The sequence below is a fragment of the Variovorax gracilis genome, from assembly GCF_030317115.1.
Classification (GTDB): Bacteria; Pseudomonadota; Gammaproteobacteria; order Burkholderiales; family Burkholderiaceae_C; genus Variovorax; species Variovorax gracilis.
In genome coordinates this window covers 183,666-204,124 of record NZ_JASZYF010000002.1, presented here as the reverse complement: position 1 = coordinate 204,124, position 20,459 = coordinate 183,666, and the positions used below count along the sequence as shown (strand labels likewise).

The following is a 20,459-nucleotide window of genomic DNA, read 5'->3' as shown; positions in this document are numbered from 1 at the left end:
GCGGAGTCTCCGCTTGAGATGGCCCGTCCCGCAATAGTCCTTTGGGGCAACCGCCGGCTAAACCCTGGTGCGCCGCTGGCTCAGTCGAAAGCGCCCAGAAACAACCTGAGCGCCAATGCGAGCATGGTCATGCCGACCCCGATGTCCAGCACGCGCCAGGCGAGCGGACGCGAGAAAAGTGGAGCGAGGGCGCGCGCTCCAAAGCCCAGGCCGAAGAACCAGGCGGTACTGGCAATGCCGGCGCCGAGCAGAAAGATCCATTGGCTCCCCAGCGGCTGGCGCGCGCCCACGGCACCGATCAGGACCACGGTGTCGAGGTAGACGTGAGGGTTGAGCAAGCTGATGGAGAGCGTCCTGGCGATGGTCCCGAGGACCGGCCTGGACCTGCCGTCGGTTCGGGCGACCAGGGCCTCCGGTCGCATCGCGCGCCGGAACGCAACGATTCCGTACGCCGCCAGAAGCGCGGCTCCGGCGATCGCCAGCGCGGACAGCAGTCGAGGATGCTCTCCGATCGTCGCGGCAACGCCCCCCACGCCCACGGCCATCAGCGCCAGGTCCAGGAGAGCGCAGACGGCAACGACCGCCAGCACATGCTCGCGCCGCAATCCTTGCTGGAGCACGAAGGTGTTTTGCGCCCCGATGGCGAGGATCAGGGACGCGCTGAGGGTCATGCCCGTCAGGAAAACCGCGAAGTTCGAAGCATCGGCCATGCGGGCAAGTGTCGCGACGAAGTGGACAACGGCGAAGTGAAAGCTGCTAAGGTCAGTGAAGCAATGCTTATCTGATTCGCCGATGCTCGACCTCTCCCTGCTCGCCACTGTCGCGGCCGTTGTCCGTGAAGGCAGCTTCGAGCGCGCCGCTCGGTTCCTGAACATCACGCCATCCGCGGTCTCGCAGCGGGTGCGCCTCATCGAGGAACGTGTCGGCGCCGTGCTGATCGTTCGGGGACAGCCCTGCACGGCCACGGAAGCGGGCGCGCGCCTGTGCCGTCATGCCGAGACGGTCGCCATGCTGGAGCACTCCCTCCGAACGGACCTGCCGTGGCTGGACCCGCAGGACCCCGGGCAGGCGCGTCCCGGTATCCGCGTCGCCATCAACGCCGACAGTCTGGCAACCTGGTTCGTGGACGCCTTGTCCGCGTTCTCGCACGAGGACGCGGCCCTGCTCGACATTTCCGTGGACGATCAGGATCAGACCGGCGAGTGGCTGCGTCGCGGTCACGTCCTGGCGGCGGTCACGTCGCTGGCCAAGGCGGTCCAGGGCTACCGGGTTCGCAAGCTGGGGGCCTTGCGCTACGTGCCGACGGCCAGTCCGGAATTCGTCGCCCGCTGGTTCCCGGCGGGTGTATCCGCCGAGACCCTCGCGCAGGCGCCGAGCCTGGTTTTCGACCGCAACGATCGGTTGCAGGAGCGCTGGGTGCGGCGCACGCTGCGCAAGGACATTCCGCTTCCGGCGCACCGGCTGCCGTCGTCGGAGGCCTTCGTCACCGCTGCGCTCGCGGGTATCGGCTGGGGGATGAATCCGGCGTGCCTCGTGCAGAAGCATCTGGTGGAGGGTCGTCTCGTGGAACTGTTGCCGGATCGACCGCTCGACGTGGCGCTGTACTGGCAGTCGGCAACGCTGGAGGTCCCGGTCCTCGATCGATTGACGCGGCACGTGCACACGGCTGCGCGCCGCGTGCTTGTGTCCTAGCGCTCAGAAGGCACTCTTCGTGCAGCCCCCGTCGACACGCAGCGCGGCGCCGGTCGTTCCCGACGACAGTGGGCTGGCGACATAGGCGACCAGGGCGGCAATCTCCTCGGGCGATTCGAAGCGCTTGATGAGCGAGGTCGGCCGCACTGTCTCGAAGAATTCCTTTTCGAAGTCCTCGAAGGACTTGCCGTCCGCCTTGGCCAGGGTCTCGACGAATTCGCCGACGCCGCGGGACTTGGTCGGTCCGGGCAGCACGCTGTTGACGGTGATGCCCGTGCCAGCCAGCGATTCGGCCAGGCCCCGCGCGACGGCGATCTGCGCGGTCTTGGTCATGCCGTAGTGGATCATCTCGGCCGGAATCTGCAGCGCGCTTTCGCTCGAGATGAAGATGATGCGGCCCCAGTTCGCGCGCTTCATCGCCGGCAGGCACAGGCGGGCGAGCCGGACGCCGCTGAGCACGTTCACGTCGAAGAAGCGCTTCCAGTCCTCGTCGGGAATCTCCTCGAAGGGCTTGGGTTCGAAGATTCCCAGGTTGTTGACGAGGATCTCGATGTTCGGATACCGAGCCGCCAGCGCCTCGGCCGCGGCGGGCGTGCCCAGGTCGCCGGCGAAGCCCAGCACCTCGCCGCCTTCTCCCGCGCCGATGCGGGCCATTGCTTCATCGACCGACGTCTGTGAGCGTCCGTTCACGATCACCCGCGCGCCTTCGGCAGCGAGCGCAGCCGCGATCGCATGGCCGATGCCCGCCGTGCTGCCGGAGACGAGAGAAAGCTTGCCTTTGAGCTTCAAGTCCATGGATGACCGCCTTTCTGCATTCTGGAATGGAAGGCGGAGCGTGCAGCATTCCCCCGTGGCTTGTCCAGCCTACGACCATGCCGCGCGCAGCAGCGCAGCCGGATCGCTGGTGCCGGCGCTGATGCCAGCCACCGGGCCCCAGTCGGGGTCGAAGCGGCTGCCGATGAAGGCTGAGGATGCTTCCGGGCTCGCATGCTGGAGCATCAGGCAGGCCTGCGCCGTGAGCACGAGCCGTTGGGTGAAGCGGCGGGCCTGGCGTTCGAGTTCGGTCGGTGGCAACTGGATCGCGTCGCGCAGCGCGTGCGCCTGCGCCAGCACGCGAGCGTCCTGCGAGGCCACGTCCTGCAGATGGTCGAGCACGAGGTGCGCGTCGTCCGGGTTGCGGGAGACGGCGCGCAGCACGTCCAAGCTCATCACGTTGCCCGAGCCTTCCCAGATGGAGTTGACCGGCGCTTCGCGGAACAGGCGGCCCATCGGGCCGTCTTCCACGTAGCCGTTGCCGCCGAAGACTTCCATCGCTTCGCCGGTCAGCGCCACCGCGCGCTTGCAGTTCCAGAACTTGGCCGCGGGCGTCATGAGGCGGCGCCAGGCCACGTCGAGCGCATCGGTGGAGCCAAAGTGCGATGCGAGGTCCATCGCGAGCAGTGTCGCGGCCTCGGACTCGAGCGCCATGTCGCCGAGCAGTTCGGTCATCACGGGTTGGTCGACCAGGGCCTTGCCGAAGGCATGCCGGTTGCGCGTGTAGTGCAGCGCCTGCGCCAGCGCCTGGCGGATGAAGCCGGCGCTGGACAGCGCGCAGTCCAGGCGTGTGAAGGTGGCCATCTCGATGATGGTCGGGATGCCGCGGCCTTCCTCGCCCACGAGCACGCCCCAGGCTTCCTTGAACTCGACCTCGCTGCTGGAGTTGGAGCGATTGCCGACCTTGTCCTTCAGGCGCTGGATGTGGATGGGGTTCTTGCTGCCGTCAGGCCGCCAGCGTGGCACGAAGAAGCAAGTCGATCCGCGCTCGTCGGTCTTGGCGAGCACGAGGTGGCCATCGCACATCGGCGCGGAGAAGAACCACTTGTGGCCCGTGATGAGGAACTCGCTGCCCCACGGACCCTGTCCGAAAGGCACGGCGCGCGTGGTGTTGGTGCGCACGTCGCTGCCGCCTTGCCTCTCGGTCATGCCCATGCCGACCGCGATCGAGCGCTTCTGCTCGAGCGGCAGGTCGCGTTCGTCGTGTTCCATGGCAGCCAGCTTCGATTCGACGACGCCGTACAGCGCAGCGTTGTGGCGCAGCACCGGGATGCAGGCCTTGGTCATCGTCGTGGGGCAGGTCGACCCCGATTCGATCTGACTGTGCATGTAGAGCGAGGCGCCGTAGGCGGTCCAGGCGGAGGGGCGCCCGTCGAAGAAGGGCAGGTTGGCGATGCCGTTGCGGCGCGCGATCGACATCATGGTGTGCCACGCGGGATGGAACTTGACGAGGTCGATGCGTTCGCCGGTGCGCGAGTGCGTGTGCAGCTCGGGTTCATGGCGGTTGGCGTCCTCGGCCGCGCGCAGCGTGGCTTCCGCGCCGTACTCGGCGCCCTGGCGCACGAGTTCGGCATCTCGCCAGCCGGCATCGCCACGCTGCACGGCTCGGCGAAGCACGGGGTCGCTGGTGTAGACGTTGTAGTCCTTGAGTTCGGGAACCTGGTTGTGGGGGTGAATGCCGGTCATGGTGTGTCTCGATGGAAGTGCGGGGTTCGGAGGAGGGCCTAGGCCGCGGCGCTGCGCTCGCGCAGCACCAGCGTCTGGACGGCGACGCCGATCGGGCCCTGCTCGTCGTACAGGCGAGAGAGCGTCATGCCGGCGCCGCCGGCGTCCGCATGCGTTTCGGACGCGAGCCCGACCCACTCGCCCACCGGCAGGCGATGCAGGTGCACGCTGAGGTCGGCGTTGGCGAACAGGTAGCGCTCGGGCGCCAGGATCCAGCTCAGGCCGTTTCCGAAATCCGCCGCCGCGGCCACGCGCATGGCGGGGGAGGTGGGGGCGCCTTGCACCAGCGGAACGATGAGCCGGAACCATGCCGCGGCAGGGCCGGGTCGGGCCGGGTCGCCGTGCGCGACGCGTGACTCCACCGCCATGCGATGGAAGTACTCGCCGTCGGGCAGGCCGGGGATGCGGACGCGGTCCTCGCAATTCGGCGGAAGCGGCGAGAGCATCGCCGGCGACCACCCAGGCAATCCTGCTGGCAAGGAGAGCGGCTGTGCGCGCAGCAGGAGCCCATGCGCGCGGGCGACAAGCGTGTCGCCGGCGTGGAGGTCGACCGTCACCCGTGTCGTCGATCGCGAGGGCTGCACCGCGTGGCGTGCGGTCAGCGGTGCGATGGGCACGGGCCGGACGAGTTCGACGCTCAGCCGTGCGAGCTGCCAGCCGGGTTCCGGCATGGCGCTTTCGGCGATGTGCGCCAGCAGCGCGGAAGGCGCGCCGCCATGTTGCGCGCGCGGGTCCCACGGTCCGCGTGCCAGGCTGCCGGGAAGCCAGGTGTCGCCATCGCGGGTGAACACGGCGAGCGAGGGCGCGGTTTCGGCGGTATGGGGGCTGTCGGTCATGGTGTCTCCGCGCTGCAAAATGCATCCAATGCGTGTCGAAAATTCTAGGAACAACAGGCGCCGAGGGTGTTCGGGTTCCGCAGCATGAAAGCCAGGCCCGGTCGGTCCCCCATGGCGCCGAGGAGAAAGCCGCGCCAGTCCCGCGCACGCCACACCTCACAGGCCCTGCAGGAAGCCTTTGTTCGGCTTTTGGTGGAGCGGGGCTACGCAGGCATCACAATCCGCGAGCTTGTGTCCGTCGCCGGCACGGGCCTCGGCAGCTTCTACGAGTACTTCGCGAGCAAGGAGGACCTGGCGCGCGTGTGCCTGCATCTGCGTTCCAAGGCGCTGCTGATGGCGCTGCACGATGCCGTCGAGCGGCATCAGGGCCGGCCGCTGCGAGAGATGGTCGATGCGGTGATCGAATCGCAGATCGACGCACACCGGGAGCAGCCATTCGAATGGGGTGCGCACTATCTGCTGGAGCGGCACCTCTCCGGCCCGGACGCCTATCGCAAGATGTACGACCGCTTTGTCGGCGAGTGGACCGGCGCCCTCGGCGCGGCGAGCGACCTGTCGCCGACGTGCGAGAAGGAGGAGGCCGCGCGCGTGAGCTTCACCATCCTGTACGGGCTGATCGCGAACGCCCACATCGGGGCTGCCGGCCAGCCCGACCTGCAGGCACTGTCGCGGCAGGCCCGGACCGCGATCCGAGCCTACCTGTGCGCGTAACAAATCGCATTGGGCCGACGGCGCCATTAGCATGCGCCGATGGCCATCCTCGTCGGAACCGCCTCCTGGACTGACAAGACGCTGATTGACTGCGGGCGCTTCTATCCCAAGGAAGCGAAGACGCCCGAGGCGCGGCTGCGCTACTACGCCTCGATTTTTCCGCTGGTCGAAGTCGACTCGAGCTACTACGCGATCCCGGATCCGGTCACGACGCAGAACTGGGTCGACCGCACGCCCGACGCCTTCACCTTCAACGCCAAGGCCTTCCGGCTCTTCACGGGTCACCAGACGGACCCGAAGGTGATGCACAAGGACATCAAGGAGGCGCTGGGCACGACCAAGACGCTCTACTACCGCAGCACTCCGCCGGAGATACGGGCCGAGCTGTGGCGGCGCTTCGTCGATGCGCTCGCCCCTTTGAGGATCGGCGGCAAGCTCGGGCTGGTCCACTTCCAGTTTCCGCCATGGCTCCTGTGCAATCCCGAAGGCCATGCACACGTGGAGCACTGCGTGGAGATGATGGAGGGCCACGCCGTCAGCGTCGAGTTCCGGCACCGCTCATGGCTCGACGAGGCCCACCGCGCCGGCACGCTTGATTTCCTTCGCGAGCTGAAAGCCGTGCACACCATCGTGGACGGGCCGCAAGGATTCGACAACAGCGTGCCGATGCTGGTCGAGACGACGCATCCGGACTACGCGCTGCTGCGGCTGCATGGCCGCAACACCGAGACCTACAACGCCCGGGGCGCCTCTTCGGCCGCCGAGCGATTCGACTACGACTACCCCGACGAGGAAATCCGCGAGCTGGTCGTCGAGGCCCTGCGCATCGCCTACAAGGTGCGCAACACGCACATCATCTTCAACAACTGCGACGAGGACAAAGGGCAGCGCAACGGCATCAGCTTCTTGAAGATGCTGCTGGCGCACGGCTGAGCGCGGTCAAAGAGAGCGCCAAGAAAAAAGCCTGCTGCCGTTTCCGGTAGCAGGCTTTTTCAGTGTTGGTGGTGGGCCCTGAGTGACTCGAACACTCGACCTACGGATTAAGAGTCCGCTGCTCTACCAACTGAGCTAAGAGCCCCTGATTGACTTGTGTGTCGTTTCAGGCAATCCCACGATTATAGCCACAACTTCGAGCCAGTCGTTCACACTCTTTCAAAAATGCACGCAATGCCCTGTCCCCCGCCGATGCACATGGTCACCAGCGCGTAGCGGCCCTGGATGCGCTCCAGCTCGTAGAGGGCCTTGACGGTGATCAGCGCGCCCGTCGCGCCCACGGGATGGCCGAGCGAAATGCCCGAGCCGTTGGGGTTCACCTTGGCAGGATCGAGCTCCAGATCCTTGCTCACCGCACAGGCCTGCGCGGCGAAGGCCTCGTTGGCCTCGATCACGTCCATGTCGGAAGCCTTCAGGCCCGCCTTTTCCAGGGCCTTGCGAGACGCCGGGACCGGCCCGATGCCCATGTAGGCCGGGTCCACGCCAGCGAACGCGTAGGCGACGACGCGTGCCATCGGCTTGAGGCCGCGCCGGGCGGCCTCTTCCTTTTCCATCAGGACCACGGCGGCGGCGCCGTCGTTGACACCGGACGCGTTGCCCGCAGTGACGGTGCCGTTCTCCTTCAGGAAGGCTGGCTTGAGCTTGCTCATGTCCTCGAGCTTCGCGTTGAAGCGCACATGCTCGTCGGTGTCGAACTGGGTCGGGCCCTTGCGGCTTTCCAGCGTCACCGGAACGATCTGCGACTTGAAATAGCCGCTCTCGATCGCCTTCTGGGCGCGCTGGTGGCTGGTAAGCGCCGTCTGGTCCTGCGTCTCGCGGCTGATGCCCCACTTCTTCGCGACGTTCTCCGCCGTGATGCCCATGTGGACAGTCTGGAAGGGGTCGTGCAGGGCGCCGAGCATCATGTCGACCATCTTGGTGTCGCCCATGCGGGCGCCCCAGCGGGCGCTGAGCGAGGCAAAGGGCGCACGGCTCATGCTCTCGGCGCCGCCACCCACGGCCACCTTCGCGTCGCCGAGCTGGATGCTCTGCGCGGCGCTCACGATGGCCTGCAGGCCCGATCCGCACAGGCGGTTGACGGTCAATGCCGGTGTCTCCTGGGCGCAGCCGCCCTCGATCGCGGCCACGCGCGCCATGTACATGTCGCGTGGCTCGGTGTTGATGACGTGGCCGAAGACGACGTTCTCGACGTCCTTGCCGTCCACCTTGGCGCGTGCCAGCGCCTCCTTGGTGACCAGCGCCGCGAGCCTGGTGGGCGGCACGTCCTTGAGCGCTCCGCCGAAGGTTCCGATGGCGGTGCGCACGCCGCTGACAACAACCACTTCTTTCATGAAAAGTCTCCGATGCAAAAAAACGAAACCTCGATGATGCCAGTCCAGAGGCCATTCGCCCCGGACCCGGCCGACGCCGGCGTTACCATCCGTGCCCCAACAAGGAGCCTCCAATGATCGAAGCCAACACCCTCAGGCACGTGGTCGTGACGGGCGCGGCCGGTGCGCTGGGCCGCGCCGTCGTGCAGCACTTTCTCGATCAGGGCGCCCGCGTGGCCCTGATCGACCATCGGATGGACCATCTGTCGAGCACATTCCCGGGGCTCGACAACTCCCAGCACCTGCTGCTCGAGGCCGACGTCACCTCCGTGCCGGCGATGGTCGACGCAGCGCAGCGCATCCTGGGCGCCTTCAGGCAGGTCGATGCGCTGGTCCACATCGCCGGCGGCTTTGAAATGGGCGAACCCGTCCACGCGTTGAGTCGCGAGGCCTGGGACCGGATGATGACCCTGAACGCCTGGTCCTTCGTGGCGGTTTCCCAGGCGCTGGTGCCGTCGATGATCGAACGCAAGGCCGGCAGCGTGATCGCCGTCACCGCCAAGACCGCATCGCGCGGCGCCGCCGCCATGTCCGCCTACATCGCCTCGAAGAGCGCGTTGCAGCGCCTGGTCGAGGCTTCGGCGGCAGAACTTGCGCCGCATGGCATCAACGTCAACAGCGTCGCGCCCAGCGTGCTCGACACACCGGCCAACCGGCAGGCCATGCCCGATGCCAACCCGGCCGAGTGGGTGTCGACCGGCGTGGCGGCGCAGACCATCGGCTTCCTGGCATCGCCTGCCGCCGCGGCCTTGCATGGGCAGCACCTGACGCTCGACGCCTGACGCGACTGCCGGCCCGGGACCCGTCCTGGGCCCGGCTTGGTCCACCTGGCCCCGTGACCCCTTGCACCAAGGTGCAAGGGGCGCTTCACCTTGGGACAAGTGCGCTTTGCCGACGGCGTGCGCATGCTAGCGGTACGCCTCGGCGCGGCGGGAATCCGTCGCGCCCGCGCCCATCGACCGCCCTGACCGCCCAGTTCCCGTCTGGTGCGCCGGGCGAACGCCCGTGACCAACCAAGGAGCTCGCAATGGCATCGAAGAAACCGGCGGCGGCAGCGAAGCAGCCCAACATCCTCGTGATCTGGGGTGACGACATCGGCATCACCAATCTCAGCTGCTATTCGGAGGGACTGATGGGCTATCGGACGCCCAACATCGACCGGATCGCGAAAGAGGGCATGAAGTTCACCGATTCGTATGGCGAGCAATCCTGCACCGCGGGACGTTCATCCTTCATTACCGGCCAAAGCGTGTACCGCACGGGACTGTCGAAGGTCGGCATTCCGGGCGCGCCGATCGGCATGAACACCAACATCTTGACCATCGCCGCATTGCTGAAGAACCAGGGGTACGCAACCGGCCAGTTCGGCAAGAACCATCTGGGCGACCTGAACAGCATGCTGCCGACCAACCATGGCTTCGACGAATTCTTCGGCAACCTGTATCACCTGAACGCCGAGGAAGAGCCGGAGATGTACGACTACTACCCCGAGGAGGACTTCCCGGATTTCAGGAAGAAGGTGGGCCCGCGCGGCGTGGTCCATTCCTGGGCGACGGACAAGGACGATCCGACCGAGGAGCCGCGCTGGGGTCGCGTCGGCAAGCAGAAGATCGAAGACACCGGTCCCCTCAGCGTGAAGCGCATGGAGACCTGCGATGACGAATTCGCCGCGGCCGCCAAGGACTTCATCGGGCGGCAGCACAAGGACGGAAAGCCCTTCTTCGTCTGGCTCAATTTCACCCACATGCACCTCTTCACGCACACGAAGAAGGAAAGCCTGGGCCAGGCCGGGCGCTGGCAGTCGCCCTACCACGACACGATGATCGACCACGACAAGAACGTGGGCGAACTGCTCGACTACCTCGACGAACTGGGCATTACCGAGGACACCTTCGTGATGTACTCGACCGACAACGGTCCTCACATGAACAGCTGGCCGGACGGTGCCATGACACCTTTCCGCAGCGAAAAGAACAGCAATTGGGAAGGAGCGTTCCGCGTTCCGATGGTCGTGCGCTGGCCCGGCAAGATCGCCGCCGGCACCGTCTCCAACGGCATCGTGCAGCACCACGACTGGTTGCCCACCTTCCTTGCAATGGCTGGCGAGCCCGACATCGTCGAGAAGGCGAAGAAGGGCGTCGACGCGATCGGGCGCAAGTACAAGAACCACATCGACGGCATGAACCTTCTTCCCTATCTCACAGGGAAGGAGAAGGAGAGTCCGCGCAAGCTCTTCGTCTACATCAGCGACGACGGCGACGTGCTGGGCATCCGCTACGACAACTGGAAGGTCGTGTTCATGGAACAGCGTGTTCAGGGGACCATGCGGATCTGGGGCGAGCCCTTCGTGGCGCTGCGGCTTCCCAAGATCTTCAACCTTCGAACGGACCCGTTCGAGCGCGCCGACGTGACCTCCAACAGCTACTACGAATGGTTCCTCTACCACGCGTACATCCTCTACGGCGCATACACCATCGCTGACCGCTTTGCGGCGACCTTCAAGGACTTCCCGCCGATCCAGAAGCCCAACACCTTCACGATCGACGACGCACTGTCGAAGATGGCCGAGGCTGCGGCCGGCGGAAGCAACTGAAGTCGGTTCGTCTGGAGGATCGCCATGAACAACACAGTGCTGGCCTCCTGGAACGACGGCGCACTGAAGCAGACCCTGCTCGACTTCGTCGCTCGCGTGACGAAGGAGGGCGGGCCTGACTTCGTGCGGCCCGCGGAGCGTATCGCGACCTTCGACAACGACGGCACGCTCTGGTGCGAGCAGCCGATGCAGTCGCAACTCTACTTTGCCAACGATCGCCTCAAAGGGCTGGCCGACAAGGATCCGACCTTGAAGGACCGCCAGCCCTACAAGGCTTTCCTCGAACACGACCTCAAGACCATCGCGACCCTGGGGAAGCAGGCCGCGTTCGAGATCGCGTTCGCTACCCACGCCGGGGTGACCGAGGACGAGTTCATGGGCGCGGCGCGCGACTGGCTGGCCTCGGCCAGGCATCCCAAGCTGGGGCGGCTCTACACGCAGTGCGTCTATCAGCCCCAGATCGAGTTGCTCGATTTCCTGCGTGCCAATGGCTTCAAGAACTACATCGTCTCCGGTGGCGGCATCGACCTGATGCGCGCTTTTGCGGAAGAGGTCTACGGGATTCCGCCCGAGCAGGTGATCGGCAGCAGCGTCAAGACGCGCTTCGAGATGCGCGAGGGACGTGCGGAACTCTTCAAGCTCTCGGAACTGGGCACCTTCGACGACCGCGACGTCAAGCCGCAGAACATCGGGCTGCACATCGGCCGGCGCCCGATCCTCGCTTTCGGCAACTCGGACGGCGACCTGTCGATGCTGCGCTACGTCAAGACTGGAAAAGGCCAGCGACTGGCGTTGCTGCTGCATCACGACGATGCGCAGCGCGAATTCGCCTACGACCGCGAATTCCGCCTCAGCCCGCTGGTCGAGGCGCTCGACAAGGCCGGGGAGTACGGCATCGAGGTCGTGAGCATGCAGCGCGACTGGAACAGGGTGTTCGCAGACTGAGCCGCGCCGAGCGCGGCTTTCACGAGGAGATGACGATGGCACACGGGATCCCCGGGCCCGACACCCAGATGAAGCTCACCGACGACTACGTGCGCCTGGTCGCTCGGGACGCCTTCTTCTGGGCATGGCCCATCGTCAACGTCTACAACCGCCGCCTCACCTTCGCGCCCTTGCCGCATCCGATGCTGCTGGGTGGCGTGCTGCCGGTCGGGCCGCTCAATTCGGTGACCATGCTCACGGACTACATCGACCCGGCCGAGCGTGCGGTGGCGTGCCCGAACCAGGACGTGGTCTACGGCAACAGCATCCTGGCGCTGGACGTGTCGCCGGTGGTCGTGCAGGTGCCCGACTTCGGCAATCGCTTCTGGGTCTACCAGGTGGTGGATTCGCGCACCGACAGCTTTGCGGAGTTGGGACGGATGTACGGCACGCGCCCCGGCTTCTATTTGCTGGCGGGGCCGAACTGGGTGGGCACCGTGCCGCAGGGCATCAGCAAGGTGTTCGTGTCGCAGACCGGCACCGGCGTCGTTGTGCCGCGCGTGTTTCGCGAAGACACGGCGCAGGACCTGCAGGCGGTGCAGTCGGCCATCAACCAGATCGCCGTGTATCCGGTGGCCAGCTTCGACGGCAAGATGAAGGTCACCGATTGGCGCAAGGTGCCGGTGGTGAAGAACCCTTCGAACAGCGGCGGTGACGGCGCCGAGACCAAGTGGGTGCCGCCGGGGAAGTTCCTGGACATGCTGCCGGGTGCGCTTGCGGATGCGAAGCCGATGGCCGGCGAATCGGCGCGCTACGCGCAGGTGCTGGCCGTGGTGGATGCGGCGGGCAAGGATGCGCGGGTCAGGGAGGTCTTCAACCAGGCGCTCGCAGCGGCGGACAAGGAACTGATCGAGCCGCTGTTTCAGTTTCGCAACTACGGGCGGCAGTTGCCGCACCACTGGTCGACCATCGCGAACGGCGCGAGTTTCGGCAGCGACTACTTCACGCGCACGGCGGTGGCGAAGTCGAACATCTTCGTCAACAAGCAGAACGAGACGAAGTACTTCTACCAGGACCTCGACGGCAACGGCGAGCGGCTGAACAGCGCAAACCGCTACACGGTCACGTTCGCGAAAGGCGCGACGCCGCCGGTCAAGGGCTTCTGGTCGCTGACGCTCTACAACCGCCATCACTTCTTCGAGCCGAATCCGCTGGCCCGGTATTCGGTCGGCACCAAGAACAAGTCGCTGCAGTACGGCGCGGATGGTTCTCTGACGATCTACGTGCAGGCCCAGTCACCCGGCGCGGACAAGGAGACCAACTGGCTCCCGGCGCCTGTCGATGGCACGAGCGAGTTTTCGCTCTACATCCGGTCCTATTGGCCGGAGCCCGCGGCCGTCGACGGCAGTTGGACCCCGCCCGCTGTGGTCAGGTCTTCGTAGTTCATCAGGAGCATTCATGGGACGTGTTGCGAGCAGCGCGGTCAGCCTGGCGATCTGCCTCTTTGTGCTGGGTCAGGGTGGCGCGGCATGGGCGCAGGACGCGACGGCTTCCGGCGCCGCGAGCGCTGCAGCCATCGGCGCGGAATCGCCGTGGCCGCGCACCGTCAAGACAGGCAACGTGACCCTGATGGTCTTCGAGCCACAGCTCGACAGCTGGGACGGCGTCAGGCTCGCGGGCCGCTCGGCGGTGCAGGTGGAGATCGGGACCGACCATCCGGAGACCCGCTATGGCGTCGTGACTTTCGATGCCCGCACGCTCACGGACAAGAGCCGGCGCGTGGTCACCATCGACAGCGTTCGCCTCGTCAAGATCGACTTCCCGTCGTCGACGCAGGTCCAGTCCAAGGCCTGGACCGACGCGATCGCGCAAGCCATCGGCGGCCAGTCGCGCACGATCGCATTGGATCGGCTCGAGGCCGCGATGCACATCGTCGAGACGCAGCAGACGGCCGACCGCCAGCCGCTGCGCAACGACCCGCCGAAGATCGTCTTCTCGACCGTGCCGGCCATCCTGGTCTACATCGACGGAGAACCCCGGTACGGCCGGATGCAGGGCTTGCCCTTCGAGCGCGTGCTCAACACCCGGCCTTTGCTTCTGCGCGACAGCACGGGCACGCATTACCTCAAGGTCTTCGACGGCTGGATGAGCGCTCCGGACATCGGCGGCCCATGGACTGTCCTGCATGCGCCATCGTCAGCACTCGGCAAGGCCTTCCAGCAGGCCTCCGATGCGCGCTCCATCGATCCGCTGACCGGCCAGTCGACGGCCGACCGGCCGGCGCCGCGGCTCGACAGCCAGACGCCGACGATCGTCGTGGCGACCGCGCCGACGGAACTCATCGTGACCGACGGCACGCCGCGCCCGGTGCCGGTGAACGGCGCGCAGTTGCTCTACGTGGAGAACACCACCGGCAACATCTTCAAGAACATGCTGGACAACATGACCTATGTGCTCATCGCCGGGCGGTGGTTCCGTTCCACCACCGACAACGGCCCGTGGCAGTACGTGCCGGCCAATGCGCTGCCGGCGGAATTCGCGAAGATACCCGACGACAGCCCGAAGGAGAACGTCAAGGCATCGATCGCCGGCACGTCGCAGGCGCGCGAAGCAGCGATCGCCGCGTCGGTGCCCCAGACGGCGGCGGTGAAGGTGGCGGGCACCCAGCTCACGCCGCCGCGCTTCGACGGGGAGCCCAGGTTCCGGTCGATCGAGGGCACTCCGTTGACGTACGTCGCGAATTCGCCGACGCCCATCATCCGGGTGAGCGACAGCGGCTACTACGCGGTGGAGAACGGAGTGTGGTTTGTCGCGGGGTCGGTGCGCGGGCCGTGGGCCGTCGCGAGGTCGGTGCCGGCGGCCATCTATGCGATCCCGCCCAGCTCGCCGCTGTACTACGTGACCTATGTGCGGGTCTACGAGACGACGCCCGACACCGTCTACGTCGGCTATTCGCCGGGGTACATGGGGTCGATCGTCGATCCGGTGTCGGGCGTGGTCGTATACGGCACGGGCTATGTCTACGACCCCTGGGTCGGCACTGTCTGGTACGGAGCGCCGGTGACCTATGGGTACGGCGCGGCAGTCGCGTACACGCCGTGGACCGGCTGGGCGGTGGCCTTCGGGCTCGGCTGGGCGTGGGGTGCGGCGACGGTGGCCACGGGCTGGGGGTGGGGGCCGTACCCGTACTGGGGCCCCTGGGCCGGGCCGGTCTGGCGCGGCGCTGCATACGGTCCGCGCGGCGGCGCGGTGGCCTGGGGTCCGGGCGGCTGGGCCGGCTACTCCGGCAACATCTACAGCCAGTGGGGCAACCGCGCGAGCGTGACGCGCGTGGGCGGCGGCTACAACGCATGGACGGGCAATGCCTGGGCCGGCCAGGTCGGTTCCTCGTACAACTCGCGCACCGGCATTGCATCGGCGGGCCAGCGCGGTGCGGTCGGCAACGTCTACACGGGCAACTACGCGGCTGGCTCCCGGGGCGTGGCCACGGGGCCGGGCGGCAGCATCGCGGTCGGCGCGCGCGGCACCGCGGGCAATGCGTACACCGGCAACGAGGTGTCGGGCGGCAGAGGCGCCGTCTACAACAAGAACACAGGCCAGGTGACGAGCTATGGCCGCGCCACCGGCGAGGGCGGCGGTACGGTCGCGCACGTCGGCGACGACGTCTACGCGGGCAAGGACGGCAACGTCTACCGAAACACCGGCGACGGCTGGCAGAAGGCAACGCCGAGCGGCTGGGAAGGCGGCCAGTCGGCCGGCCAGCAGCTCGACAGCGAACGCGGCGCGCGCGACTTCGGGACGCAACGCTCTGCAGACCTGCGCGATTCGTCGATGGGCATGCAACGCTCCTTCAGTGGTGGCGAGTTCCGCGGCGGCGGGGGCTTCGGCGGCGGCTTTGGAGGCGGCGGCTTCCATGGCGGCGGCGGTTTCCGTGGGCGCAGATAGCCGAGGGGATGAGCGAAATGAACATGCAGAGAAATCCTTCGGCCTCGACGGTCCGGCGCTGGATGGCGGCCGTGGTGCTGCTGCTGATGGCTGCGATGGCGCAGGCGCAGGGGCTCCCCTCGTGGAACGACGGCGCCACGAAGCAGGCGATCCTGAAGTTCGTGGCGGACGTGACCACGCAAGGTTCGCCGACCTTCGTCCCGCCGGCCGAGCGCATCGCGGTGTTCGACAACGACGGCACCTTGTGGGTCGAACAGCCGGCCTATGTCCAGCTGGCGTACGCGTTCGACCGCGTGAAGGCCTTGGCGCCGCAGCATCCGGAATGGAAGACCACGCCGCCTTTCAGCGCCATCCTCAAGGGCGACATGAAGGCCGTCGCCGCTTCGGGCGAAAAGGGAATGATGCAGATCCTGGCCGCGACGCATGCCGGCATGACGACCGAGGAGTTCTCGAAGACGGCCGCCGAATGGCTGGCGACCGCGCGCCATCCCCGCTTCAAGCGGGCCTATACCGAGCTGGTCTACCAGCCCATGCTCGAACTCCTCGCGTACTTGAGAGAGAACGGCTTCAAGACCTTCATCGTTTCCGGCGGGGGCGTCGAGTTCATGCGCGTGTTCACCGGCAAGGTCTACGGCATCCCGCCGGAGCAGGTGGTCGGCTCGACGGGGCAGCTCGCGTTGCGCATGGGCAGCGACGGCAAGCCGGTGCTCATGCGGCTCGCCAAGATCGACCTGGTCGACGACGGCCCCGGCAAGCCGGTCGGCATCCAGCGTTTCATCGGCCGGCGTCCGATCCTGGCGTTCGGTAATTCCGACGGTGACCAGCAGATGCTCGAATGGACGGCCGCGGGGGTGGGCCCGAGCTTCATGGGGATCGTCCACCATACGGACGCCGAGCGCGAATACGCGTACGACCGCAACTCGCATGTCGGCAGGCTGGACAAGGCGCTGGACGAAGCAACGGCCAAGGGCTGGACCGTGGTCGACATGAAGCGGGACTGGAACCGCGTGTTCCCGTTCGACAAGTAGCACTGCCCATGCACGACACCAACTTCTCCCTGGGGGTGGGCAGCGTCTTCACGCTGATGTTCGTCATGCTCGGGCCGTTGAAGGTCATCGGTCCCTTCGCCAAGCTCACGCACGAATTGGACGACATCGAGCGCAGGAAGATCGCGATGCGCACGTTCGTGATCGCACTGATCGCGGTGATCGCAGGCGCCCTCGTGGGGCGGGCACTTCTCCAGAGTTGGTCCATCTCGCCGCCAGCGCTCCTGCTCGCGGGAGGGGCGATCTTCTTCGTCGTGGGCATGCGCCTGGTGCTGGAGCAGTACGCGCCGGCGTCCACGCCGCCTCCGCACTTGCCGGGGTCTCCGATGGCGGCGGCCATGCGCATCGCGTTCCCGACTGTCGTCACGCCCTACGGGACCGCATCGGTCATCGTGCTTCTCGCGCACACCACGAGTGTGGAACGCGCGCTGACGATCTTTGCCATTGTGGTCGGCGTGATGGTCCTGAACCTTCTCGCCATGCTCTTTGCGCGCCGCATCCTGGGCGGCGCGACGGCGATCGTCCTCGAGATCCTGGGAGCTGTGCTCGGCGTGCTCCAGGTGGCTCTCGCGGTGACCATCATCCTCTATGCACTGCACAACCTGGGAGTCATGAATGCCTGACGAGAAACCATGGATTGGAGCGGGGTCGGATTCGGAACGCATGTCGACCGAACTGTCGTCGCGCAGGACGGGCATGTCGTTCCAGCGCACGCGCATGAGCGCCGATCGCACGTTGATGTCGGTGATCCGTACATCGCTATCGCTGATCGGCTTCGGCTTCACCATCTTCCAGGTGTTCCAGAAGCTCCATGATGCGCAAGTTCTCAAGAGCAGCGACGCGGCCCGTCATTTCGGCGTTGCGCTGGTGCTGCTGGGCATCGCGATGCTGATCTCCGGCATCGGCTATCACTGCTTCTTCATGTTCGGGTTGCGCCGGGAACGCCAGGCATTGAAGGCGCAGGGGCTCATTCATGCGGAAAGCCAGTTTCCGGTCTCCCTGACCCTGATCGTCGCACTGCTGCTTCTGGTCATCGGCTTGCTGGCGATCGCCAGCATGGTGTTCGGTAGCGGGCCTTTCGGCTGACGGTCCGGCAACGCTTCGAGAGATCCAACATGTCGAGCAACTTCGAAACGGCGGTGATGAAGAAATGATGGATCCTCGCTTCCGCAAGATGGTCGCGCTGGCGATTCCGGCGATCGTGGTCGGCGTGGCTGCTGCCCTGGTCCTGCTGGTCGTGGTGCTGGCCGCCAACCTGCTGCAGCACTTTCTCTGGCAGGTGCTGCCGCCGAAGTTCGGTGCAACCGCCACCACGTGGTGGTGGATTCTGGGCATGCTCACGCTGACCGGCCTGGCCGTCGGCCTTGTGGTGCGTTTCGCTCCGGGGCATGCCGGGCCGGACCCGGCAACGGTCTCGCTGTTCGGCCCTCCGACGCCCATCGTCGTGCTGCCGGGCCTTGCGTTGGCGCTCGTCCTGGCGCTGGCCGGAGGGGTGAGCCTCGGGCCCGAGAACCCGATCATCGCGATCATCGTGGGGCTCACCGTGGCGATCGGCGCCAAGCTGATGCCGCGCGTGCCCGCGAAGGGGTGGGTCATGCTCGCTGCGGCCGGCACGATCGGCGCGATGTTCGGCACGCCGGTCGCGGCCGCACTGCTGTTCTCGGAGATGGTCGCGTCGGACAAGGAAAAGGAGGCGCCCGTCTGGGACCAGCTCTTCGCACCCCTGGTGGCCGCAGGCTCGGGCGCGCTCACCATGTCGCAGTTCGAGGAACTGGACTTCTCGCTCGCGGTAACGCCCTACCTCAACCCCACGATCGCGGACATCGGGACCGGCATGCTCGTCGCGCTGGCTGCCGTCGTGATCGGGATGGTGGCGGTCTGGCTGTTTCCGCTGCTGCATCGCTTCTTCCTGTCGCTCAAGCATCCCGTGCTTGCGCTGACGCTGGGCGGCTTCCTGCTCGGCATCCTGGGCCTGGTCGGCGGACCGATCACCATGTTCAAGGGACTGGGCGAGATGAAGACGCTGGCCTCCACGGCGAGTCAGTACGACGCCACGGGGCTGGCGCTCATCGTTGTCATCAAGCTCGTCGCGGTCCTGATTTCCGCGACCTGCGGCTTTCGCGGCGGGCGCATCTTCCCGCTCGTCTTCGTGGGGGTTGCCTTCGGCTTGCTGGTTCATCAGCTATTTCCGGCGGTGCCCATGGCGCTGACCGTTGCATGCGCCGTGCTCGGCTTCACGCTGGTGGCCACGCGCGACGGGTGGTTGAGCCTTTTCATGGGCGCGGTCATGATCCCGGGCATCGAGTTGCTGCCGTTGTTGTGCCTGGCGATCCTGCCGGCCTGGCTCGCCCTCGCAGGACGTGCCGAGATGCAGATCAAGGCGATGCCGGAGCCGACGAAAGGCACGTGAAACGAAAGCCCGCCAGGGCAATGGAAGGCAGCAGTTTCGGCATGAGTTCCGATTCCGAGCCGACGACGATCTCACCACCGGCCGCATCGACGGGCGTTGCCGGGGAGCGCTCGGTGGCGGAGCGGCGGCATCTGCTGCGCTTCCTGTTGCGCCTCGGTCACCTGCTGCTGGCCACGGGTGCGCCGGCGGGGCTGGTCGAGACATCGCTGCGGCGCATGGCTCGCGTCTACCAGATCGAACACTTCAATGCGCTCGTACTGCCAACGGTGGTATTCGTCAATTTTGCCGAAGAAGATTCGCTGCAGATCGAGTTCACGGCCGAGCAGGGGCTCGTGCTGCGATTCGACCAGATCGAGGCGGCCTATGAGCTGGCGCGTGACGCAGAGCGTGAACCGATCGATCCTGCCGAGGGCCTGAAACGCATCTACGCCATCCTGGCGATGCAGCCCCGTCTCGGGCTGCTGTGGGGCGTGCTCGGGCATGTGCTGGTCACCGTCGGGATCGCGCTGGTGCTTCGCCCCGCCGCCGACGTAGTGGGGGCAGCCGCCTTCTTCGGGCTGGTGGTCGGCGTGCTCAAGGTGCTCGCGCGCAACCGCGGGATCATCACGACGCTGCTGCCGACCGTCGCGGCCTTCGTTGTCGCGCTGGTGGCGCTGCTCGCGGCGCAGCACGGCTTTGCGGCCAGTCCGATCTACGTGCTCGTCGCGTCGCTGGTGACCTTCCTGCCCGGCGGCACGCTCGCCATCGCGACTGTCGAGCTGGCCTACGGCGACATCGTTTCGGGCGGCACGCGCTTCGTGTCCGGCCTGCTGCAGCTCGTGTTTCTCGTGCTGGGCATGCTGGCCGCCGCATCGATCGTCGGCCTGCCGCCGGACAAGTTGCTCACGCCCGGGCCGGAAGGTGCGGTGCGGGCCTGGGCGCCCTGGCTCGGAGTGCTGCTCTTTGGTGTGGGACACGTGCTCCACTACTCCGCGCGCCTCCGGACCTTGCCGTGGATGCTCGCGCTACTGTGCGTCGCGCAGGCGGGCCAACTGGTCGGAAATGCGGCGTTCGGTGGCTACATGAGCGGCTTCTTCGCCGCCATGCTGATCACGCCGGCGTCGTACATGGTGCAGTACCGCCTGGGTGGTCCGCCTTCGATGGTGACCTTCACGCCGGCACTGTGGCTGCTGGTGCCCGGATCCCTGGGCCTGATCGGGATGGCCGAGCTCGTCGGCAACGATCGTCTTGCGGGGGTGGAGAACTTCGTGGCCACACTGTTCTCGATCGTCGCGATCGGCCTCGGGTCGGTGATCGGAACGGGTGTCTACAACGCACTGTTCGAGCCGGTTTTCCAACGTGCCGGAACCATGGCCAACGTCATGCTTCGCTACCTCCGACTGCGCCGCTGAGGCGCTGTTC

The 20,459-nt window shown here is 66.5% G+C and carries 18 protein-coding genes and 1 tRNA gene; 13 read left to right on the top strand and 6 right to left on the bottom strand.

The window, feature by feature from the left end:
* Positions 1–80: 80 nt before the first annotated feature.
* Positions 81–710: a LysE/ArgO family amino acid transporter gene (locus tag QTH97_RS06595; protein ID WP_286567293.1), complete on the bottom strand. Its 630-nt coding sequence runs from the start codon at positions 708–710 to the stop codon at positions 81–83.
* Between the two features lie 82 nt (positions 711–792).
* Here QTH97_RS06595 and QTH97_RS06590 point away from each other — a divergent pair, with 82 nt between their 5' ends.
* Positions 793–1,692, top strand: a complete 900-nt coding sequence (locus tag QTH97_RS06590) for a LysR family transcriptional regulator ArgP (protein ID WP_286567292.1) — start codon at positions 793–795, stop codon at positions 1,690–1,692.
* Positions 1,693–1,695: 3 nt separating this feature from the next.
* On the opposite strand, the gene QTH97_RS06585 is transcribed toward QTH97_RS06590, so the two are convergent.
* From QTH97_RS06585 to QTH97_RS06575, 3 genes are all read right to left on the bottom strand, one after another.
* Entirely contained in the window at positions 1,696–2,487 is a 792-nt protein-coding gene (locus QTH97_RS06585) for an SDR family NAD(P)-dependent oxidoreductase (RefSeq protein ID WP_286567291.1), read from the bottom strand.
* Between the two features lie 69 nt (positions 2,488–2,556).
* Positions 2,557–4,191 (bottom strand): acyl-CoA dehydrogenase family protein, encoded by a 1,635-nt coding sequence (locus QTH97_RS06580; protein WP_286567290.1) that lies wholly within the window; start codon positions 4,189–4,191, stop codon positions 2,557–2,559.
* A gap of 38 nt (positions 4,192–4,229) precedes the next feature.
* Positions 4,230–5,066, bottom strand: coding sequence for a thioesterase family protein (locus QTH97_RS06575; protein WP_286567289.1), 837 nt, complete (start codon positions 5,064–5,066; stop codon positions 4,230–4,232).
* Positions 5,067–5,177: 111 nt separating this feature from the next.
* On the opposite strand from QTH97_RS06575, the gene QTH97_RS06570 reads away from it, so the two are divergent.
* Positions 5,178–5,777 (top strand): TetR/AcrR family transcriptional regulator, encoded by a 600-nt coding sequence (locus tag QTH97_RS06570; protein WP_286567288.1) that lies wholly within the window; start codon positions 5,178–5,180, stop codon positions 5,775–5,777.
* A 39-nt stretch (positions 5,778–5,816) separates the two neighbouring features.
* Positions 5,817–6,710: a DUF72 domain-containing protein gene (locus QTH97_RS06565; protein ID WP_286567287.1), complete on the top strand. Its 894-nt coding sequence runs from the start codon at positions 5,817–5,819 to the stop codon at positions 6,708–6,710.
* A gap of 69 nt (positions 6,711–6,779) precedes the next feature.
* Here QTH97_RS06565 and QTH97_RS06560 read toward each other — a convergent pair.
* A tRNA-Lys gene (locus tag QTH97_RS06560) sits at positions 6,780–6,855 on the bottom strand.
* A 64-nt stretch (positions 6,856–6,919) separates the two neighbouring features.
* The gene (gene bktB, locus QTH97_RS06555; protein ID WP_286567286.1) at positions 6,920–8,101 is read right to left on the bottom strand and encodes a beta-ketothiolase BktB; all 1,182 of its coding nucleotides are present in this window, start codon (positions 8,099–8,101) and stop codon (positions 6,920–6,922) included.
* 113 nt (positions 8,102–8,214) lie between these two features.
* Between bktB and QTH97_RS06550 the strand changes: the two genes are divergently transcribed.
* The 10 genes from QTH97_RS06550 (at position 8,215) to QTH97_RS06505 (ending at position 20,449) form a co-directional block, all read left to right on the top strand.
* A complete protein-coding gene (locus tag QTH97_RS06550) occupies positions 8,215–8,922 on the top strand; it encodes an SDR family NAD(P)-dependent oxidoreductase (protein ID WP_286567285.1) in 708 nt (235 codons plus the stop codon).
* A gap of 245 nt (positions 8,923–9,167) precedes the next feature.
* On the top strand, positions 9,168–10,733 hold the full coding sequence (locus QTH97_RS06545; protein WP_286567284.1) for an arylsulfatase: 1,566 nt from the start codon (positions 9,168–9,170) through the stop codon (positions 10,731–10,733).
* 24 nt (positions 10,734–10,757) lie between these two features.
* Positions 10,758–11,678 (top strand): HAD family hydrolase, encoded by a 921-nt coding sequence (locus QTH97_RS06540; protein WP_286567283.1) that lies wholly within the window; start codon positions 10,758–10,760, stop codon positions 11,676–11,678.
* Positions 11,679–11,713: 35 nt separating this feature from the next.
* Positions 11,714–13,099, top strand: a complete 1,386-nt coding sequence (locus tag QTH97_RS06535; RefSeq protein WP_286567282.1) for a DUF1254 domain-containing protein — start codon at positions 11,714–11,716, stop codon at positions 13,097–13,099.
* 16 nt (positions 13,100–13,115) lie between these two features.
* The gene (locus tag QTH97_RS06530; RefSeq protein ID WP_286567281.1) at positions 13,116–15,602 is read left to right on the top strand and encodes an autotransporter; all 2,487 of its coding nucleotides are present in this window, start codon (positions 13,116–13,118) and stop codon (positions 15,600–15,602) included.
* Between the two features lie 17 nt (positions 15,603–15,619).
* Complete coding sequence (locus QTH97_RS06525; protein WP_444813390.1) at positions 15,620–16,630, top strand: HAD family hydrolase; 1,011 nt, start codon at positions 15,620–15,622, stop codon at positions 16,628–16,630.
* An 8-nt stretch (positions 16,631–16,638) separates the two neighbouring features.
* Positions 16,639–17,271, top strand: coding sequence for a MarC family protein (locus QTH97_RS06520; RefSeq protein WP_286567280.1), 633 nt, complete (start codon positions 16,639–16,641; stop codon positions 17,269–17,271).
* A 40-nt stretch (positions 17,272–17,311) separates the two neighbouring features.
* Entirely contained in the window at positions 17,312–17,734 is a 423-nt protein-coding gene (locus QTH97_RS06515; protein ID WP_286567279.1) for a YidH family protein, read from the top strand.
* Positions 17,735–17,798: 64 nt separating this feature from the next.
* Positions 17,799–19,058, top strand: a complete 1,260-nt coding sequence (locus QTH97_RS06510; RefSeq protein WP_286567278.1) for an ion channel protein — start codon at positions 17,799–17,801, stop codon at positions 19,056–19,058.
* Between the two features lie 41 nt (positions 19,059–19,099).
* Positions 19,100–20,449 carry a threonine/serine exporter family protein gene (locus tag QTH97_RS06505; RefSeq protein ID WP_286567277.1) on the top strand — a complete coding sequence of 450 codons (1,350 nt, stop codon included), beginning with the start codon at positions 19,100–19,102 and terminating at the stop codon, positions 20,447–20,449.
* The last annotated feature ends 10 nt before the right edge of the window (positions 20,450–20,459 follow it).

Excerpts from the sequence above, each read along its gene's own strand:
- QTH97_RS06595 (WP_286567293.1), bottom strand. The coding sequence starts at position 710 with ATGGCCGATGCTTCGAACTTCGCGGTTTTCCTGACGGGCATGACCCTC.
- QTH97_RS06590 (WP_286567292.1), top strand. The coding sequence starts at position 793 with ATGCTCGACCTCTCCCTGCTCGCCACTGTCGCGGCCGTTGTCCGTGAA.
- QTH97_RS06585 (WP_286567291.1), bottom strand. The coding sequence starts at position 2,487 with ATGGACTTGAAGCTCAAAGGCAAGCTTTCTCTCGTCTCCGGCAGCACG.
- QTH97_RS06580 (WP_286567290.1), bottom strand. The coding sequence starts at position 4,191 with ATGACCGGCATTCACCCCCACAACCAGGTTCCCGAACTCAAGGACTAC.
- QTH97_RS06575 (WP_286567289.1), bottom strand. The coding sequence starts at position 5,066 with ATGACCGACAGCCCCCATACCGCCGAAACCGCGCCCTCGCTCGCCGTG.
- QTH97_RS06570 (WP_286567288.1), top strand. The coding sequence starts at position 5,178 with ATGGCGCCGAGGAGAAAGCCGCGCCAGTCCCGCGCACGCCACACCTCA.
- QTH97_RS06565 (WP_286567287.1), top strand. The coding sequence starts at position 5,817 with ATGGCCATCCTCGTCGGAACCGCCTCCTGGACTGACAAGACGCTGATT.
- bktB (WP_286567286.1), bottom strand. The coding sequence starts at position 8,101 with ATGAAAGAAGTGGTTGTTGTCAGCGGCGTGCGCACCGCCATCGGAACC.
- QTH97_RS06550 (WP_286567285.1), top strand. The coding sequence starts at position 8,215 with ATGATCGAAGCCAACACCCTCAGGCACGTGGTCGTGACGGGCGCGGCC.
- QTH97_RS06545 (WP_286567284.1), top strand. The coding sequence starts at position 9,168 with ATGGCATCGAAGAAACCGGCGGCGGCAGCGAAGCAGCCCAACATCCTC.
- QTH97_RS06540 (WP_286567283.1), top strand. The coding sequence starts at position 10,758 with ATGAACAACACAGTGCTGGCCTCCTGGAACGACGGCGCACTGAAGCAG.
- QTH97_RS06535 (WP_286567282.1), top strand. The coding sequence starts at position 11,714 with ATGGCACACGGGATCCCCGGGCCCGACACCCAGATGAAGCTCACCGAC.
- QTH97_RS06530 (WP_286567281.1), top strand. The coding sequence starts at position 13,116 with ATGGGACGTGTTGCGAGCAGCGCGGTCAGCCTGGCGATCTGCCTCTTT.
- QTH97_RS06525 (WP_444813390.1), top strand. The coding sequence starts at position 15,620 with ATGAACATGCAGAGAAATCCTTCGGCCTCGACGGTCCGGCGCTGGATG.
- QTH97_RS06520 (WP_286567280.1), top strand. The coding sequence starts at position 16,639 with ATGCACGACACCAACTTCTCCCTGGGGGTGGGCAGCGTCTTCACGCTG.
- QTH97_RS06515 (WP_286567279.1), top strand. The coding sequence starts at position 17,312 with ATGTCGACCGAACTGTCGTCGCGCAGGACGGGCATGTCGTTCCAGCGC.
- QTH97_RS06510 (WP_286567278.1), top strand. The coding sequence starts at position 17,799 with ATGATGGATCCTCGCTTCCGCAAGATGGTCGCGCTGGCGATTCCGGCG.
- QTH97_RS06505 (WP_286567277.1), top strand. The coding sequence starts at position 19,100 with ATGAGTTCCGATTCCGAGCCGACGACGATCTCACCACCGGCCGCATCG.